This is a genomic window from Nocardia sp. XZ_19_231, assembly GCF_015355705.1.
Classification (GTDB): Bacteria; Actinomycetota; Actinomycetes; order Mycobacteriales; family Mycobacteriaceae; genus Nocardia; species Nocardia salmonicida.
The window spans coordinates 694,445-709,659 of sequence record NZ_JACUZI010000002.1 but is presented as its reverse complement, the minus strand read 5'-3'; the positions used below and the strand labels follow the sequence as shown (position 1 = coordinate 709,659).

At 67.0% G+C, this 15,215-nt stretch carries 15 protein-coding genes; 6 read left to right on the top strand and 9 right to left on the bottom strand.

What is annotated here, in order from left to right; all coding sequences use genetic code 11:
• Window positions 1–14 precede the first annotated feature (14 nt).
• From pstB to IBJ82_RS10580, 6 genes are all read right to left on the bottom strand, one after another.
• Window positions 15–791, bottom strand: coding sequence for a phosphate ABC transporter ATP-binding protein PstB (pstB, locus tag IBJ82_RS10605; protein ID WP_194825742.1), 777 nt, complete (start codon window positions 789–791; stop codon window positions 15–17).
• A gap of 19 nt (window positions 792–810) precedes the next feature.
• Window positions 811–1,716, bottom strand: a complete 906-nt coding sequence (pstA, locus tag IBJ82_RS10600) for a phosphate ABC transporter permease PstA (RefSeq protein ID WP_194825741.1) — start codon at window positions 1,714–1,716, stop codon at window positions 811–813.
• Entirely contained in the window at window positions 1,716–2,687 is a 972-nt protein-coding gene (gene pstC / locus IBJ82_RS10595; protein WP_228536830.1) for a phosphate ABC transporter permease subunit PstC, read from the bottom strand. The genes pstA and pstC overlap by 1 nt, the downstream gene beginning before the upstream one ends.
• A 91-nt stretch (window positions 2,688–2,778) precedes the next feature.
• On the bottom strand, window positions 2,779–3,894 hold the full coding sequence (gene pstS, locus IBJ82_RS10590) for a phosphate ABC transporter substrate-binding protein PstS (RefSeq protein WP_194825739.1): 1,116 nt from the start codon (window positions 3,892–3,894) through the stop codon (window positions 2,779–2,781).
• A gap of 297 nt (window positions 3,895–4,191) precedes the next feature.
• Window positions 4,192–5,100, bottom strand: a complete 909-nt coding sequence (gene mshD / locus IBJ82_RS10585) for a mycothiol synthase (protein ID WP_194825738.1) — start codon at window positions 5,098–5,100, stop codon at window positions 4,192–4,194.
• A 53-nt stretch (window positions 5,101–5,153) separates the two neighbouring features.
• A complete protein-coding gene (locus IBJ82_RS10580; protein ID WP_194825737.1) occupies window positions 5,154–5,915 on the bottom strand; it encodes a response regulator transcription factor in 762 nt (253 codons plus the stop codon).
• Between the two features lie 200 nt (window positions 5,916–6,115).
• Between IBJ82_RS10580 and IBJ82_RS10575 the strand changes: the two genes are divergently transcribed.
• The 6 genes from IBJ82_RS10575 (at window position 6,116) to IBJ82_RS10550 (ending at window position 10,192) form a co-directional block, all read left to right on the top strand.
• On the top strand, window positions 6,116–6,964 hold the full coding sequence (locus IBJ82_RS10575; RefSeq protein WP_194825736.1) for an LmeA family phospholipid-binding protein: 849 nt from the start codon (window positions 6,116–6,118) through the stop codon (window positions 6,962–6,964).
• Window positions 6,961–7,395 (top strand): thioredoxin family protein, encoded by a 435-nt coding sequence (locus IBJ82_RS10570; RefSeq protein WP_194825735.1) that lies wholly within the window; start codon window positions 6,961–6,963, stop codon window positions 7,393–7,395. Before IBJ82_RS10575 ends, IBJ82_RS10570 begins: the two co-directional genes overlap by 4 nt.
• 279 nt (window positions 7,396–7,674) lie before the next feature.
• Window positions 7,675–8,142, top strand: a complete 468-nt coding sequence (locus IBJ82_RS10565; protein ID WP_194825734.1) for a DUF4395 domain-containing protein — start codon at window positions 7,675–7,677, stop codon at window positions 8,140–8,142.
• A gap of 32 nt (window positions 8,143–8,174) precedes the next feature.
• Window positions 8,175–9,008, top strand: a complete 834-nt coding sequence (locus IBJ82_RS10560) for a sulfurtransferase (protein WP_194825733.1) — start codon at window positions 8,175–8,177, stop codon at window positions 9,006–9,008.
• A gap of 5 nt (window positions 9,009–9,013) precedes the next feature.
• Window positions 9,014–9,319: a DUF1416 domain-containing protein gene (locus IBJ82_RS10555; RefSeq protein WP_056818727.1), complete on the top strand. Its 306-nt coding sequence runs from the start codon at window positions 9,014–9,016 to the stop codon at window positions 9,317–9,319.
• A gap of 180 nt (window positions 9,320–9,499) precedes the next feature.
• On the top strand, window positions 9,500–10,192 hold the full coding sequence (locus tag IBJ82_RS10550) for an FABP family protein (RefSeq protein WP_194825732.1): 693 nt from the start codon (window positions 9,500–9,502) through the stop codon (window positions 10,190–10,192).
• Between the two features lie 329 nt (window positions 10,193–10,521).
• Here the strand turns inward: IBJ82_RS10550 and cydC are convergent, their stop codons facing one another.
• The 3 genes from cydC to cydB all read right to left on the bottom strand — a co-directional run bounded on the left by cydC (window position 10,522) and on the right by cydB (window position 15,209).
• Window positions 10,522–12,264, bottom strand: coding sequence for a thiol reductant ABC exporter subunit CydC (gene cydC / locus IBJ82_RS10545; RefSeq protein ID WP_194825731.1), 1,743 nt, complete (start codon window positions 12,262–12,264; stop codon window positions 10,522–10,524).
• A complete protein-coding gene (gene cydD, locus IBJ82_RS10540) occupies window positions 12,261–14,051 on the bottom strand; it encodes a thiol reductant ABC exporter subunit CydD (protein ID WP_370585256.1) in 1,791 nt (596 codons plus the stop codon). The genes cydC and cydD overlap by 4 nt, the downstream gene beginning before the upstream one ends.
• A gap of 129 nt (window positions 14,052–14,180) precedes the next feature.
• Window positions 14,181–15,209, bottom strand: coding sequence for a cytochrome d ubiquinol oxidase subunit II (cydB, locus tag IBJ82_RS10535; protein ID WP_194825729.1), 1,029 nt, complete (start codon window positions 15,207–15,209; stop codon window positions 14,181–14,183).
• Between the last annotated feature and the right edge of the window lie 6 nt (window positions 15,210–15,215).

Genomic DNA, 15,215 nt, shown 5'->3' with positions numbered 1-15,215 from the left:
CGGGACAATCGGCGTCAGCCGAAGCGGCCGGAGATGTAGTCCTCCGTGGCGCGCTGGGTGGGGTTGGAGAAGATCTTCTCGGTGTCGTCGATCTCGATCAGGCGTCCGGGCTTGCCCTGGGCCTCGAGGTTGAAGAAACCGGTCTGGTCGCTCACCCGGGCGGCCTGCTGCATGTTGTGGGTGACGATGACGATCGTGAACTCTTTCTTGAGCTCGGTGATCAGGTCCTCGATCGCCAGGGTGGAGATCGGGTCGAGCGCCGAACACGGCTCGTCCATCAGCAGCACGTCGGGCGAGACCGCGATGGCGCGGGCGATGCACAGACGCTGCTGCTGACCACCGGAGAGGCTGCCACCGGGCTTGTCGAGACGGTCCTTGACCTCGTTCCAGAGGTTGGCGCCCTTGAGCGAGCGCTCGGCGACCTCCTCGAGTTCCTTCTTGTTGCGCACACCCTGCAGCTTCAGCCCGGCCACCACGTTGTCGCGAATCGACATGGTGGGGAACGGGTTCGGGCGCTGGAACACCATGCCGATGGTGCGACGCACGCCGACCGGGTCGATCGAGGAGCTGTAGATGTCCTCGCCGTCGAGCAGCACGGCACCTTCGACGCGGGCGTTGGGGGTCACCTCGTGCATGCGGTTGAGCGAGCGCAGCACGGTGGACTTGCCGCAGCCGGAGGGACCGATGAAGGCGGTGACGCTGCGCGGCAGCACGGTCAGTTCCACATTCGCCACGGCGTGGAAGCTGCCGTAATAGATGTTGAGATCTTTGACGTCGATCCGCTTGGCCATCTGAGTATTCCGTTCGCTTCTATCGGTTCCGGGTGAGCAGCTTGTTGACGCCGGCGGCAGCCAGGTACAGCACCGCGATCATCAGGATCAGCGTGAGCGCCGCACCCCAGACACGTTCGCGGCCCGCGGCCTCCGGGTTGGCCAGCTCTTGGTAGATCAACAGCGGCAGCGAGGCCATGTTGCCGTCGAAGATGTTCTGGTTGATCGACTTCGCGTAACCGACCAGCACCAGCACGGGCGCGGTCTCACCCATCACTCGCGCGAGCGAGAGCAGGATGCCGCTGATCATGCCGGGCGCGGCGGTGGGGATGACGATCCGCAGGATGGTCTTCCACTTCGGCACACCGAGCGCGTAGGACGCCTCACGCAGCTCATCGGGAACGAGCTTCAGCATCTCCTCGGTACTGCGCACGACCACCGGCAGCATCAGCAGTACCAGTGCCAGCGAGACCGCGAAGGCGCTCTGTGGCATCCCGAACGTGGCGATCCACAGCGCGAAGATGAACAGTGCCGCGACGATCGAGGGCACACCGGCCAGGATGTCGACCATGAAGGTGGTGACTTTGGCGAGCCTGCCGCGCCCGTATTCGACCAGGTAGACCGCGGCCATGATGCCGAGCGGCACCGCGATGATCGAGGCGACCGCAGCCTGCACGATGGTCCCGAAGATGGCGTGATAGACACCACCGCCGGTCTGGTCGGGCAGGATGCCCTTCTGCGAGTTGAGCCACCAGTCAGCGGAGGTGACCGCGATGAAACCCTTGCTGACCACCAGTCCGAGCACCCACACCAGCGGGATCAGGGCGATGACGAAGCAGAGGGTGACCAGGACGGTCGCGACGTTGTTCTTGATCCGCCTGCCGGTACTGACGTGCCGGAAGGTCGGTGCCTTGACCGGCTTGTCGAGGGTCGTCGTGGTTGTCATCAGCCGTTCACCTTTCCACCGGAGGCCAGGCGGGCCAGCGCGTTGACGACGAAGGTCAGCGCGAAGAGAACGAAGCCGGCGGCGATGTAGGCGCCGGTCGGCAGCGGTGAACTGAACTCCGAGGCCGCCGAGGCGATCTTGGAGGCGAAGGTGTAGCCGCCGTCGAACAGCGACCAGTTACCGGCGTTGCTCGCGGTGCGGAGCACGACCAAGACGGCGATCGTCTCACCGAGAGCGCGGCCGAGGCCGAGCATGGAGCCCGCGATCACACCGCTGCGGCCGTAGGGAAGGACGGTCATCCGCACGACTTCCCACTTGGTGGCGCCGAGAGCCTGGGCGGCCTCGATGTGGGCGCGCGGGGTGAGCGCGAACACTTCGCGGGCCACCGAGGTGATGATCGGCAGGATCATCACCGCGAGCACGACACCGGCGGTGAAGATGGTGCCACCACCGGCGATCGAGACGTTGCCGTCGGAAAACAGGAAGAACCAGCTCAGGTTGCTGTTGAGGAACTCCTGCACCGGCGAGATCTGCGGCGCCAGCACCAGAAAGCCCCACAGGCCGAACACGATGGACGGCACCGCGGCGAGCAGGTCGACCAGCATGGTGAACGGCTTGCCCAGCCGCGACGGCGCGTAGTGCGTCAGGAACAGCGCGATGCCGACCCCGATCGGCACCGCCACGATGAGCGCGAACACCGAGCTCAAGACCGTGACCATGAACAGGTCGCGGATACCGAAGCGGAGATTATTGGCATCGCCGGTCGAGAACTCGGTACTGGTGAAGAAGTTGGCGTTGTTGGCCATGAGCGAAGGGACCGCGCGAATCAGCAGGAACAGCGCGATCAACGCGATGGCGGCGACGATCGTGGCGCCTGCCGCGGTGGCCGTCCACCGGAAGATCGTCTCGGCGTTCAGGCGGCCGGTACGACCCCCGTCAGGGGCCTTGTCGATTTTCGGTTCGGTCGGCATATTCGCAGTATCTCCGGCCGCCCGTGGGCTCGTCGAGTTCGACGTGCCCACGGCGGTCACCTCAGGGTGCATGGTCATGGCCAGGGAGCGATCAGGAGATGGCGTTGATCGCGGTGGTCAGCTTGGTCTTGAACGCGTCGGGCAGCGGCACGTAGCCTGCCTCGGTCAGACCGGACTGGCCGTTGGTGACGGCCGAGGTCAGGAAGGCCTTGACGGCCTTGCTGGTGTCGGCGTCGGCGTACTTGGAGCACACGACCTCGTAGGTGGCCATGACGATCGGGTACGAGCCCGCGACGGTCGGCTTGTAGAACGAGCTGGTGTCGAGGACCAGGTCGTTGCCCTCACCCTTGACCTTCACGCCGTCGATGGCCTTGGCGGCCGACTCGGCCGACAGCTTGACCGGGTCCTTGCTCGCGGAGGTGATGATCTGCGCGATGGACAGGTTCTGCGCCTTGGCGAAGGACCACTCGTTGTAGGTGATCGAGTTCTTGGTGCTCTTGATCGCGGCCGAGGTGCCCTCGTTGCCCTTGGCGCCTTCACCGACGCCACCGTTGAAGGACTTGCCGCCGCCCTTGCCCCACGCGCCGTCCGAGGCCGCGTCGAGGTAGAGCTGGAAGTTGTCGGTGGTGCCCGACTCGTCGGAGCGGAAGATCACGGCGATCTTCTCCGAGGGGAGCTTGGCGTTCGGGTTGAGCGCCTTGATCTCGGGGGCATCCCAGGTGGCGACGGAGCCGTTGAACACCTTGGCGGCGGTCGGGCCGTCGAGCACCAGATCGGTGACGCCGTCGACGTTGTAGGTCACCGCGATCGGGCCGAAGACGGTCGGCAGGTTCCACGCGGGGGAGCCACAACGCTCCGCGGCCTTGGCCGGCTCTTCCTTCTTGGAGCTCAGCGCCGAGTCGGAACCACCGAAATCGGTCTGGTTGCCGATGAACTCGTTGACACCGGCGCCCGAGCCGCTCGAGGTGTAGTTCAGGGTGAAGCCGTCGCAGTTGTTCTCGTAGGCCGCGACGAAGCGCTCCATGGCGTTCTTCTGCGAGGAAGCGCCCGACGCCTTGAGCGCCTTCTTGCCACCACAGGCAACGCTGGTGTTGGCGGCGTTGCTGGCGTCGCCACCGGTGCTGTTGTCATCACTGCCACAGGCCGCCAGGGTCATGGCGCCCACGGCGAAGACGCCGACCAGGGCACTGGTGCGCTTGAAGTTCACTTTTCCTCCGACAATGCTGGGTGTCTCACTCGGTCCCTCACCGGCCCGAGCGAGGCTGGGTGGTGCGGGCGATCCCCGGAGGAATGCGCGCACCAGGCGACGACTGTGCCGCCCAGAAGTAACCTAGGGTCGCCCGGTTGACAGTGGGCCCGACGTGGGTTAACGGAAAATGAACAGCCCGGCGCGAATAATGCGGCGAATGTGACGTTAGCCCCAGTTTTACTCGCAGGTACCCGGTCATCCGCGCAATATTCTCCTCGCGCACCAGAATTCACCTCGCGTGTGAGGTGGATCGCATCAGGGCAGCGAGTACGCGACGTCGATATGGGCGGGGGCGAATCCGAGCTTGGTGTAGGTGTGCACCGCGGCGGTGTTGTCGGCTTCGGTATAGAGCAGGACTTCCGAGGATCCGGTCGCGCGCAGGTGCCGCAGACCGGCCAGGGTCAGCAGTCGGCCGAGGCCACGCCCCTGTGCGGACGGGTCGACCCCGACCACGTACACCTCACCGGCGGGGGCGGCGTCGGGGTGCTGTTTGGTCCAGTGGAAACCGAGCAGGCGGCTCGGATCGGCGGCGTCGAAAGCCAGAAAAAGACCGGCCGGTTCGAACCAGGATTCCGCGCGTCGGGCGGCGATCTCGCGCTCGGTCCAGCCGCCCTGTTCGGGATGCCAGGCGAAAGCCGCGTTGTTCACCCGCAGGATTTCGAGGTCGTCGACCGGGCCCGCGTAGGTACGCAGGATGAGGTCTTCGGGGACCTCGAGTTCGGGTAGCTCCGGGGTAGCCAGCGATCGGCGCATCTGCCACAGCTCGCGGGCGGTACTCAGTCCGAGGCCGGCTGCCAGCGCCTTGGCCGCGGGCAGGTCGCCGTGCGCCCACACCCTGGCGCCCGCGCCGCCTTCGGCCAGCGCGGCGCGCACCAGCTCCGCACCGACACCGGCACCACGCGCGGCCGGGTCGACGGCGACCTCGGCCATCGCGGGGTGTTCGTCATGTGCCGCAACAAGATTCGCGTAGCCGACCAGCTCACCGGCGCGGACCGCGAGCAAATGCCTGGTCGAGGGGTCGACTTCGGCGAGGGAGAGCACCGCTTGCTCGGAGACCGGGGCGACGCCGTCGACGTCAGCCGCGCGTTCGAGCAGTGCGCGCACCGTGTTCACGGTGCCGGGCTCGACCTGATCGGTCCAGGTCAGGGTTGCTGTGTCCGACATCGCGTCCTCTCGAAGCGTGGCACGGTCACCGTATTGCGCCGCACCGACGAGCGCTACTGCGCGGAGCCGTTCGCCGGGGCGAAGGAGTCGTCGCCGTCGATGTCCTCGTCGACGAAGGTCACCACCTCACCCTTGGCGGCGGCTGTTCGAGCCGGGCGCACGGCCTTGTAGCCGACGTTGCGCACGGTGCCGATCAGCGACTCGTACTCGGTGCCGAGCTTGGCGCGCAGGCGTCGCACGTGCACGTCGACGGTGCGGGTACCACCGAAGAAGTCGTAGCCCCAGACCTCTTGCAGCAGTTGGGCACGGGTGAACACCCGGCCCGCGTGCTGGGCGAGATACTTGAGCAGCTCGAATTCCTTGTAGGTGAGGTCGAGCGGGCGACCACGCAGCCGCGCGGTGTAGGTGCCCTCGTCGATCACCAGCTCACCCAGGGTGATCTTGCCGGTGTTCTCCGGGCTGGCAACCCCACCGTTGCGTCCGACCAGCAGCCGCAAGCGCGCATCGAGCTCGGCGGGGCCGGTGCCGGGCAGCAGGATGTCGTCCAGGCCCCAGTCCGCGTTGACGGCCACCAGGCCGCCCTCGGTCAGGACCGCGACCACCGGCACCGAGGACCCGGTGCTGCCGAGCAATCGGCACAGACCGCGCGCGGCGGCCAGGTCCGTTCTCGCGTCGACCAGCGCGACATCGGCGCTACTCGCCTCCAGCAGGGACGACACCTCGGTCGGTGCGGGCCGGACGTTGTGCGCCAGTAGCGTCAACGACGGTAGGACCGCATCGGGGTTGGGGTCGGAGGTCAGTAGGAGCAGCTCCATGGGGCTCTCCTCCTATCTCGTTGCTCCGCGGACGACAGCAGCCGCGTAGCTACGTCGCCGAAACACAGGTTAAGTCGTGTGCAACATTAGCGCCTCTACCACCACGACCTCGCAACACGGCGTCCGTTTTGTGTCGTTGTCGCCTGCACTGGTCGCGACCAGCGCCCGCGACCCCCGGCGCCAGCCGCTACTGTCACATCATGCGCAAGCTGATCATCGGGCTTCTCTGCCTGGCCGGTTTGGCGGTGGTCATCGATTTCGGCGCCGCCGCCTATTCGGAGTACCACGTCTCCCGTCAACTGCGGGCGGGCGCGGATCTCTCGGCCGACCCGGAAGTGACGTTCCACGGATTCCCGTTCACCGCCCAGGCGATGAGCGGCCGCTACGACGACGTGACGATCCGCGCCCGCGGCGTGCGCCCCGACATCCCCGGCGAGGTCGGCATCGAGGCCAAGCTGCAGGGCTTGCACGCCCCCGCGAGCGAGTTGCTCGACGGCGCGGCGCGCAAGGTGCAGGTCGACCGGATCGACGCGTTGATGCGGTTCGAGCCCACCGAGCTCGGCAAACTCTTCGGCATCCCGGACCTGCAGGTCCACACTCCGCCCGCCGACAAGTCCGACGGGACAGGCGGCTCCGGCGGGTCGGGCATGACGACCGCGGGCGTGCTCGTCCTGAAGGGCACCCTGCCGACCGCGGCGAACGGGCGCGTCCTCCCGGTAGGCGTCACCCCGTCCAGTTCCGCGACGCGCGTGCCGGTGCAGATCCAGGCCGACCTGTTGCTCGAGGGCGACAAGGTCCGCATCCAGGCGACCGGTTTCTACACCGACACCACCAGCACCGCCGACACGACCGCCGCGGTGACCACCGATTCGAAGATCCCTGAGACCGATCACGCCGCTGTCCTCGCTCGATTCAGCCGTACGATCGATATCAAGGAGTTGCCGTTCGGTGTCGCACCGACCGAGGTGTCGGCGCTCGGCGGCCAGATCGTCGTCGAGGGTGTCGGCCGCAACGTCACCATCGACCTGGACCGATTGCAGCAACCATGATCGAGATCGTCATTCTGGCCGTCGTCATCGCGGCCGCCGTCGCGGTCGGCTTCGCCCTGTCGCGTAAGCAGGGGCAGGTTCGTCCCGCCTCCCTCGACCCCGAGACCCAACAGCGCGCTCTGCTGCTCGACGCCGCCGGTGTGACCGGCGAGGTCCCCGCGGTGTTGCACTTCTCCGCCGACTGGTGCGGCCCGTGTGACGCGGTCCGCCGGGTCGTGGCAGGCGTCACCGCCGAGCTGTCGGAGTCCCCGAATGCCCCGCGCGACATCGAGATCGATATCGACGCCGATCCCGCGCTCGCCCGCGAGCTCAATGTCCTCTCCCTGCCGACGACCTTCGTCTTCGACGCCGAGGGCAAGGAACGCTTCCGCATCTCCGGCGTCCCGAAGGCGGGCGACCTGCGTACCGCCCTCGAGCCCCTGACTGTGTGATCCAGCCCCATATTCAGGGGGGCCGAGACATTCTCCGGGGAGACCGGGTAAACTACTTCTCGTGCAAACCGACCACGAGCTGATGCTCACCCGACGCCGCACAGTTGACCTGTGTCGCCTCGGTGGTTGTTGCTGCCTGTGCTGCTGAACGATCGGCCCATTCTCTCCCGAGATTTCTGACGTCGATCTATGCCCGCCGCGCGAGTGATCCTCATCGATCCCCCGGCGAACAGGTAGATCCCCCTGGAAGTGCTCATCTGAAGCGCAGGAGTTCGCACAATGACCGATTCTGATTCCCCACCTCGCGTAGACGTCCGAGGGCCGCGTTTCGTGGCCTGGATCACCACCGGCGTCCTCATCCTGGTGCTCCTCGTCAGCGCCTTCTCGACCGCCGCCGCCGCGATCCTGATCGGCCTGCAGGCCGCCGTATTCGCGATCGGCGCGGCCGTCGGCCCTGCCAAGCACCCTTACGGCCGGATCTACGCCGCGTTCGTCGCGCCGCGTAATGGTCCGCCCACCGAGACCGAGCCCGTGCCGCCGCTGCGTTTCGCGCAAGCGCTCGGCTTCGTGTTCGCCGGTCTCTCCCTGCTGGGCTTCGCGCTCGGCTCCTCGATCGTCGGCGCGGTGTTCGCCGGCTTCGCCCTGTTCGCGGCGTTCTTGAACGCGGCGTTCGGGGTCTGCCTGGGTTGCCAGATCTATCCGCTGGTAGCTCGCTTCCGCCGGTCACCAGCCCCGGCACCGAACTGACCCCTTTGCACGTCATCTCTGAAAGGAACAACATGGCTCGCTCCGATGTCCTGGTCCCCGTTGACTGGGCCGAAGAGAACCTCAACGCCCCCGGCGTCGTCTTCGTCGAGGTCGACGAGGACACCTCCGCCTACGAGGGTGGCCACATCGAAGGCGCCATCCGCCTGGACTGGAAGACCGACCTGCAGGATCAGGTCCGTCGCGACTTCGTGAACCAGGAGCAGTTCTCCGACCTGCTCTCGGCGCGTGGCATCAGCAACGATGACACCGTGGTGCTCTACGGCGGCAACAACAACTGGTTCGCGGCCTACGCCTACTGGTACTTCAAGCTCTACGGCCACAACGACGTCAAGCTGCTCGACGGCGGCCGTAAGAAGTGGGAGCTCGACGGTCGTCCGCTCTCGCGTGACGCGGTCTCGCGCCCGGCCACCCAGTACAAGGCCGCCGCTCCCGACCTGAGCATCCGCGCGTTCCGTGACGAGGTCATCGCGGCCATCGGCACCAAGAACCTGGTCGACGTGCGCAGCCCCGACGAGTTCTCCGGCAAGATTCTCGCCCCCGCGCACCTGCCGCAGGAGCAGAGCCAGCGTCCCGGCCACATCCCGAGCGCGATCAACGTGCCGTGGAGCAAGGCCGCGAACGAGGACGGCACCTTCCGCAGCGACGCCGACCTGGCCGAGCTGTACAAGGACGCGGGCCTGGACGGCGAGAAGGAAACCATCGCCTACTGCCGCATCGGCGAGCGTTCCTCGCACACCTGGTTCGTGCTGCAGGAGCTGCTCGGCCACCAGAACGTCAAGAACTACGACGGCAGCTGGACCGAATACGGTTCCCTCGTCGGAGCGCCTATCGAGTTGGGAGCGTAATCAATATGTGTGCAGCACCTACCCAGGGTCAGGCCATCCCGGCCGGCGTCGATGTGGAGAAGGAAACGGTCATCACCGGCCGTGTCCTGAGCACCGACGGCCAGCCCGTCGGCGGCGCGTTCGTGCGTCTGCTCGACGGCAACGGTGACTTCACCGCCGAGGTCGTCGCCTCGGGCACCGGTGATTTCCGCTTCTTCGCCGCGCCGGGTTCGTGGACCCTGCGCGCGCTGTCCTCGTCGGGCAACGGCTCCGCCGAGATCAGCCCCGAGGGCGCGGGCATCCACGCCGTGGACGTCGCGGTCGCGAAGTAAGAAAGCTCACAACGGCCCTGGTAGTTCCTGTGCGGGAACTACCAGGGCCGTTTTCGTATCCGTTGCCGGGAGTAGCTAGACTCCGATTGTGGTCATCTTCTTCGAGGTACTCCTTGTTGCCGTGTCGATTCTCATCGGCTGGTTCGGCCTTTACGTCCTCTACCGCCTCTTCACCGAGTCATGAGCGGGCTCGCTGGCGAAGGTAACGAACCGGCCGAGCGAGCAAGCAATGAGCAAGGCGCTCCGGCCGAGCGTCGTAGTGGCGACGAGGCAGTGAATGTCGCGGCTGAACGGGCCAAAGAGACCGGCGCCCGAAACATTTCGGTGCTGCCTGGTCTTCCCCTGCCCGAGGACACGGCCAATCTGCGCCTCGGCCCCGACCTGAACCACGCCATGCTTGCCCTGCTGCCCATGGTCGGCGTGTGGCGCGGCGAGGGCGAAGGCAACCACCCCGCCGAGGGTGACTACCACTTCGGCCAGCAGATCATCGTCTCCCACGACGGCGGCGACTACCTGGCCTGGGAATCGCAGACCTGGAAACTCGACGCCGAGGGCAAGTACACCGGCCCCGATCTGCGCGAGAGCGGCTATTGGCGGGTCGGCGGTGAGGGCTCCGACGAGATGCTCGAACTCCTGCTCACCCACAGCAACGGCGTCATCGAGCTGTATTACGGCAAGGCCCGCAACCATGCCTCATGGGAGCTCGCGACCGACGTCTCCATCCGCAGCTCCTCCGGCGTGGTGGTGGGCGGTGCGAAACGCCTCTACGGCATCGTCGACAACGGCGACCTCGCCTACGTGGAAGAACGCGTAGACCCCGACGGCGCGCTCGTCCCCCGCCTGTCGGCGCGGCTGGTCCGCTATATCGGCTGAGATTCTTCGCGAACGACCCGTCCAGATCATTCCGGGCGGGCCGTTTTCGTCCTGACATGGAGCGACCCCCGAGCCTTTCCACTGCGTTCGATGAACGCGATGGTCCCGGTTGGATCGTCCGGGGGCTCGGGGGTCGGGTGACTGCCTGGGATTCGCTCAGCGCACCGCTGGGGAATCTCCCGCAGTGGAGCTGCTAGCGGGCAGCCACCTCACGCATCCGATGAACATACATTCTTCAGACCACCTCCTCTCTTGTGTACTGATGAATTTAGCCGCGCTCGACGCGGTCGGCAATTGAATTAATTGTGATGCTGACCTGGGTGTATGCGTCAGGTCACCGAGGACGTCGCGGCATGGGGATGTTCGATGTGGCAGGTGCCGGTCGCATCGACGGTGACGACGGTGTCGGCTCTGTGCCCGCGCGGGAGTTGGTGGGTGACAACGACAACGGTGCGATCGGGGCCGACGAGACCGCTGTCCACATCGAGGAGCTCGCGCAGGAGTTGATCGCCTTCGGCGGCGGCCAGGTGTTCGGTCGGCTCGTCGAGGAGCAGCGTGTGCGCGGGGGCGACGAGGGCGCGGGCCAGCAGGATGCGGCGGCGTTGACCACCGGATACGGCGGCCGCACCCGCGGTGAGCGAGGTGTGCAGACCGTCCGGCAGCGAATCCAGCCATGGGCCGAGACCGACTGTGCGCATCGCGCTTTCGGCCTCGGCGAGGGTGAGGTCACCACGCGCCACTCGCAGATTCTCCAGAATCGAGGTGCCGAACAGATGCGCGTCCTCCGCGAAGAACGTGACCCCGTCCCGAGGCGTATCGAACAGGCCCGCCCACGCCATCAGCAACGTCGTCTTCCCCGCCCCACTGGGCCCGACAACAACCACCCGCGATCCCGTCGGCATCGGTATCCGCCTGGCCGTCGCCACCGCTCCCTCGTCAGCGACCACCGACCGCGCGCGTTCTCGAATCCCCACAGATCCCCGGTCGACGTCAGCCGGAGCAGCCTCGACCGCCGCCCACTCGCGGCGCTCGCTCCCGCCGCTATCGGCGCCGACAGTGCTGCGGGTTCCTACCGAGACGCCGCGGAGGCGATGCAGGGCCGCACGGGAAGTGGTGAGGGTGGTCGCGGCGGCGGGAAGCGCGCCGACGGCTTCGAAGGCGGACAGCGGGACCAGCACCAGGATCGTCAAAGCCATCGGGGTCATGCCGCCAGGGAGCCCGCCGGTCGGCCCGTAGGCGGCGATGCCGACCAGCAGCGCACCGAACGCGCTGACCCCGATCGACAGCGGAGTGGCCGCGGCCGCCCACGCGCTCCGCGAGGCAGCCGAATCCTCCGCGATCACCGCACGCTGAGAAGCCTCGTCCGCCACCGCGAGGGCCGCATCCAGCCGCCCCGCGACACGGAGCTCGGCAGCATGATCGAGCACCGTGAGCCCCTCGGCGGTGAACTCGGCCCGATCGGCCCGCACCGCCCGCTCGGCCTCCCGCGCGGCCACCGCGGACAGCCAAGGCGCGAGAATCCCCGAAACCCCTAGCGCGACAGCAAGAATCACCGCTGCCAACGGCGAGATCGTCGCGATCAGCCCCACTGCGGCCAGCGACAACACCACGGCGACAGCCACCGGCACCAGCACCCGAACGACCACCGCCCCGAGATCGTCGATATCAGCACCGATCCGGACGAGCACATCCCCGCGCCGCAACACACGACCCGAGCCCGATGGCAGGTCAGCGCGGTTCCGGTCTCGCCACCACCAGACGTCCGACTGCGCCAGCGTGCGATACACCGAGGTCCGGGCCGTTGTCATCGCCCGCAGCGCCACATCGTGAGTGGCCAGTCGCTCCAGATACCGGCACAACCCCCGCGAGATACCCAGCGCCCGCACCGCGACCACCGCGACGCTCAGATCCAGCACCGGCGGCATCTGCCAGGCCCGCGCGATCAACCACGCGGCGAGCGCGGCCAATCCGAGCCCACTGCCCAACGCCGCCACGCCCCAGGCGATCGCCACCGCGACCCGCGCGGGCGACAACGCGAGCAGCCGCCACATCTCCCGCAGATCGCCGATCATGAGACCTCCACTCCGTACACGCGACCGCCCGAGTTGTTTGTCGCCACCAAATCCGGGGCGACGACTGAATGCGTGTGCGCCGCGACGACCTCGATCACCACATCGCCCGCTGCCAGCACGGTCGGACGGTGGGCGACAACCACTACGGTCGCACCGGCCGCGGCGTATTCGCGCAGGGTGGTGAGCACGCGCTGCTCGCTCTCGGGGTCGAGGTGGGCGGTGGGTTCGTCGAGGAGCAGGATCGGGCGGTGGGCGGCGAGGACGCGGGTGAGGGCGAGCCGTTGGCGTTGGCCTAGGGAGAGGCCGGTGCCGTTCTGACCGACGACGGTGTTCCAGCCGTCGGGGAGCTCGGCCAGCACACTCTCGAATCCCGTTGCGGCACTGACGGCTCGAAGATCATCGGCGGTCGGGTCCGGGATGGCCCCGAGCAGCTCGACATTCTCACGCAATGTCCCGGGAACCAGCACCGGCCGCTGCGGCAACCAGGCGATCCGACTCCACCAGCTGTCGAGGTCGAGTTCACGAACATCGGTGCCGTCGACGAAGACGGCGCCTTCATCAGGTTCGATCAGGCCCAGAATCGCTTGCACCGTGGTCGATTTCCCGCACCCGTTCGGCCCGGTCAAGACGGTCACCAGTCCGGGTTCGAGCACGGCCGTCAGTTGATCGGGCGCGGTGCCCGTTCTGGCGGCAACAGACAATCCACGCAGGGTGATTCGCGCCGGCCCGACACCCGCATCAGGCAGTCCGGCCACGGCCGCCGGCCGACTGCCGGATCCGATGACCTCACCCCAGGCGGCGCGAGGAGGCGCCGACCCGTCCCGCAGGGGCGGCTCGAGCACCGCGAAAGCCCGGTCAGCCGCAGCCATTCCGTCCTGCGCCGCATGAAACTTCTCCCCCACCTGCCGCAGCGGCCAATACACCTCCGGCGCGAGAATCAACGCCACCAGCCCGCTGTACAACGCCATCTCCCCGAACACCAATCGCAGCCCGATCGCCACCGCGATCAACGCGACACTCAGCGTCGCGAGACTTTCCAGCACCATCGAGGACAGAAAGGCGATCCGCAGCGCGCGCATGGTCCGCTGTCGCAGCGAATCGCCAAGGGCCTCTACCTGATCGGCCATCGAGGGACCGTCCGCCCCCTCCCGTCCGAGGGCGCGCAGGGTGGGCATGCCCGCGAAAAGGTCCAGAATCTGGTCCGACAACCGGGTGGTCGCCGCCAGCGTCGCCTCGGCTCGACCCTGGGTGAGCAGCCCGATCAGCACCATGAACACCGGGATCAACGGCACGGTGATCACCGCGATCAGCGCCGAGGTCGGATCGTGCAGGGCGATGACCACCAACACCACCGGCGGCACGAGACAGGCCAGCAACAGCGCGGGCAGATAGCCGGTGAACCACCCGCGCAAACCGCTGAGACCGTTGCCGACGACGACCGCGATCTCCGTTCGCCGCACATCCAGTTCCCGCGGCGGCAGTTCGGCGCCTGCCCGCAGCACCGCCGTCTCCAGCTCCGCGACCACCGCGCTGCCGGCTCGATGGGCCAACCGCGCCTGCCACCAACTCGCCAGCCCCCGCACCGCGACGGCTACCGCCAGTACAGCCAATTCCGTGGTCCACGCACCGAACTCACGCTTGCTCGGATCCGTGATGACCCCGGCGAGCACTCGCCCCAACACGATGGCGATCACCACGATCGTCGCCGTGATCACCAGCGCCAGCGCGACGGCGATCACCAGATGCGGCCGAGCCGACCGCGCGTACCGCCACAACCGCGAATCCACCGGTCCGCGCCTCGACCGTTTCGGCGTCCCCTCGCCCGGCCCCGGTCCATCCTGCGACAAGCTCTCCGACACCACAGCGTCCGACCTTTCGCCAGCGACAATTTCCCGAGGCAGGGCCGACGCCATCGGTCAGCCCTTACCGCTGCGCGGCAAACCCACCGGCGGCGGAATCTGTTCGACCCGAATCCGCTGCCGGAATACCCAATAGGTCCACCCCTGATAAATCAGCACCACCGGCGTCGCGATCACCGCCGCCCAGCTCATCACCTTCAACGTATACGGCGTCGACGACGCGTTGTAGATGGTGAGGTCGTAGAGCGGGCTGATGGTCGAGGGCAGCACATTCGGAAACATCGACCCGACGATCAACACCGTCACCGAGACAACGGTCAGTGTCGTGCCGACAAAGGCCCATCCATCACGCCCCGCGATATTCGTCACCGCGGCGAGAACGAGTCCGAGCACGGCAGTCGCCAGAACGATCCAGGTCCACCCCGCGCCATAGGCGAGCTGAGTCCACAACCCGAATCCGCCGACCACTGCCACGGTGGGAATCAGCAGCGACTTCGCGATTCGCACGGCGTCCGTCCGAACCTCACCGGCAGTCTTGAGCACCAGGAACACCGCACCGTGCAGCGCGAACAGCACAGCGGTAGCCAGCCCGCCGAGCAACGCGTACGGGCTGAGCAGATCCCCCACCGATCCGACCATCTGCTTCTCCGCGTTCAACGGCACGCCACGCACCATATTCGCGAACACCCATCCCCAGGCCAGCGCCGGAATCCACGACCCGATCCCGATTCCGATATCGCACCAGGCCCGCCATTGCGGATCATTGATCTTGCCCCGGTATTCGATCGCGCACACCCGCAGAATCAACGCGACAAGCAGGAGCAGCAGCGCCAGATAGAACCCCGAGAACATGCTGGCGTACCACTCGGGAAACGCCGCGAACAGCGCACCGGCGGCGGTGATCAGCCACACCTCGTTGCCGTCCCAGACCGGCCCGATCGTATTGAGCACGACGCGCCTGCGCGTATCGGACCCCTTCCCGAGAATCGGCATCAACATGCCCACCCCGAAGTCGAATCCCTCCAGCACGAAGTAGCCGGTGAACAGCACGCCGATCAAGAGGAACCAGAACTGTTGCAGACCCATCGTCGG

Bases quoted from the DNA above. Each gene is read 5' to 3' on its own strand.
- pstB (WP_194825742.1), bottom strand. From the start codon at position 791: ATGGCCAAGCGGATCGACGTCAAAGATCTCAACATCTATTACGGCAGC.
- pstA (WP_194825741.1), bottom strand. From the start codon at position 1,716: ATGACAACCACGACGACCCTCGACAAGCCGGTCAAGGCACCGACCTTC.
- pstC (WP_228536830.1), bottom strand. From the start codon at position 2,687: ATGCCGACCGAACCGAAAATCGACAAGGCCCCTGACGGGGGTCGTACC.
- mshD (WP_194825738.1), bottom strand. From the start codon at position 5,100: ATGTCGGACACAGCAACCCTGACCTGGACCGATCAGGTCGAGCCCGGC.
- IBJ82_RS10580 (WP_194825737.1), bottom strand. From the start codon at position 5,915: ATGGAGCTGCTCCTACTGACCTCCGACCCCAACCCCGATGCGGTCCTA.
- IBJ82_RS10575 (WP_194825736.1), top strand. From the start codon at position 6,116: ATGCGCAAGCTGATCATCGGGCTTCTCTGCCTGGCCGGTTTGGCGGTG.
- IBJ82_RS10570 (WP_194825735.1), top strand. From the start codon at position 6,961: ATGATCGAGATCGTCATTCTGGCCGTCGTCATCGCGGCCGCCGTCGCG.
- IBJ82_RS10565 (WP_194825734.1), top strand. From the start codon at position 7,675: ATGACCGATTCTGATTCCCCACCTCGCGTAGACGTCCGAGGGCCGCGT.
- IBJ82_RS10560 (WP_194825733.1), top strand. From the start codon at position 8,175: ATGGCTCGCTCCGATGTCCTGGTCCCCGTTGACTGGGCCGAAGAGAAC.
- IBJ82_RS10555 (WP_056818727.1), top strand. From the start codon at position 9,014: ATGTGTGCAGCACCTACCCAGGGTCAGGCCATCCCGGCCGGCGTCGAT.
- IBJ82_RS10550 (WP_194825732.1), top strand. From the start codon at position 9,500: ATGAGCGGGCTCGCTGGCGAAGGTAACGAACCGGCCGAGCGAGCAAGC.
- cydC (WP_194825731.1), bottom strand. From the start codon at position 12,264: ATGATCGGCGATCTGCGGGAGATGTGGCGGCTGCTCGCGTTGTCGCCC.
- cydB (WP_194825729.1), bottom strand. From the start codon at position 15,209: ATGGGTCTGCAACAGTTCTGGTTCCTCTTGATCGGCGTGCTGTTCACC.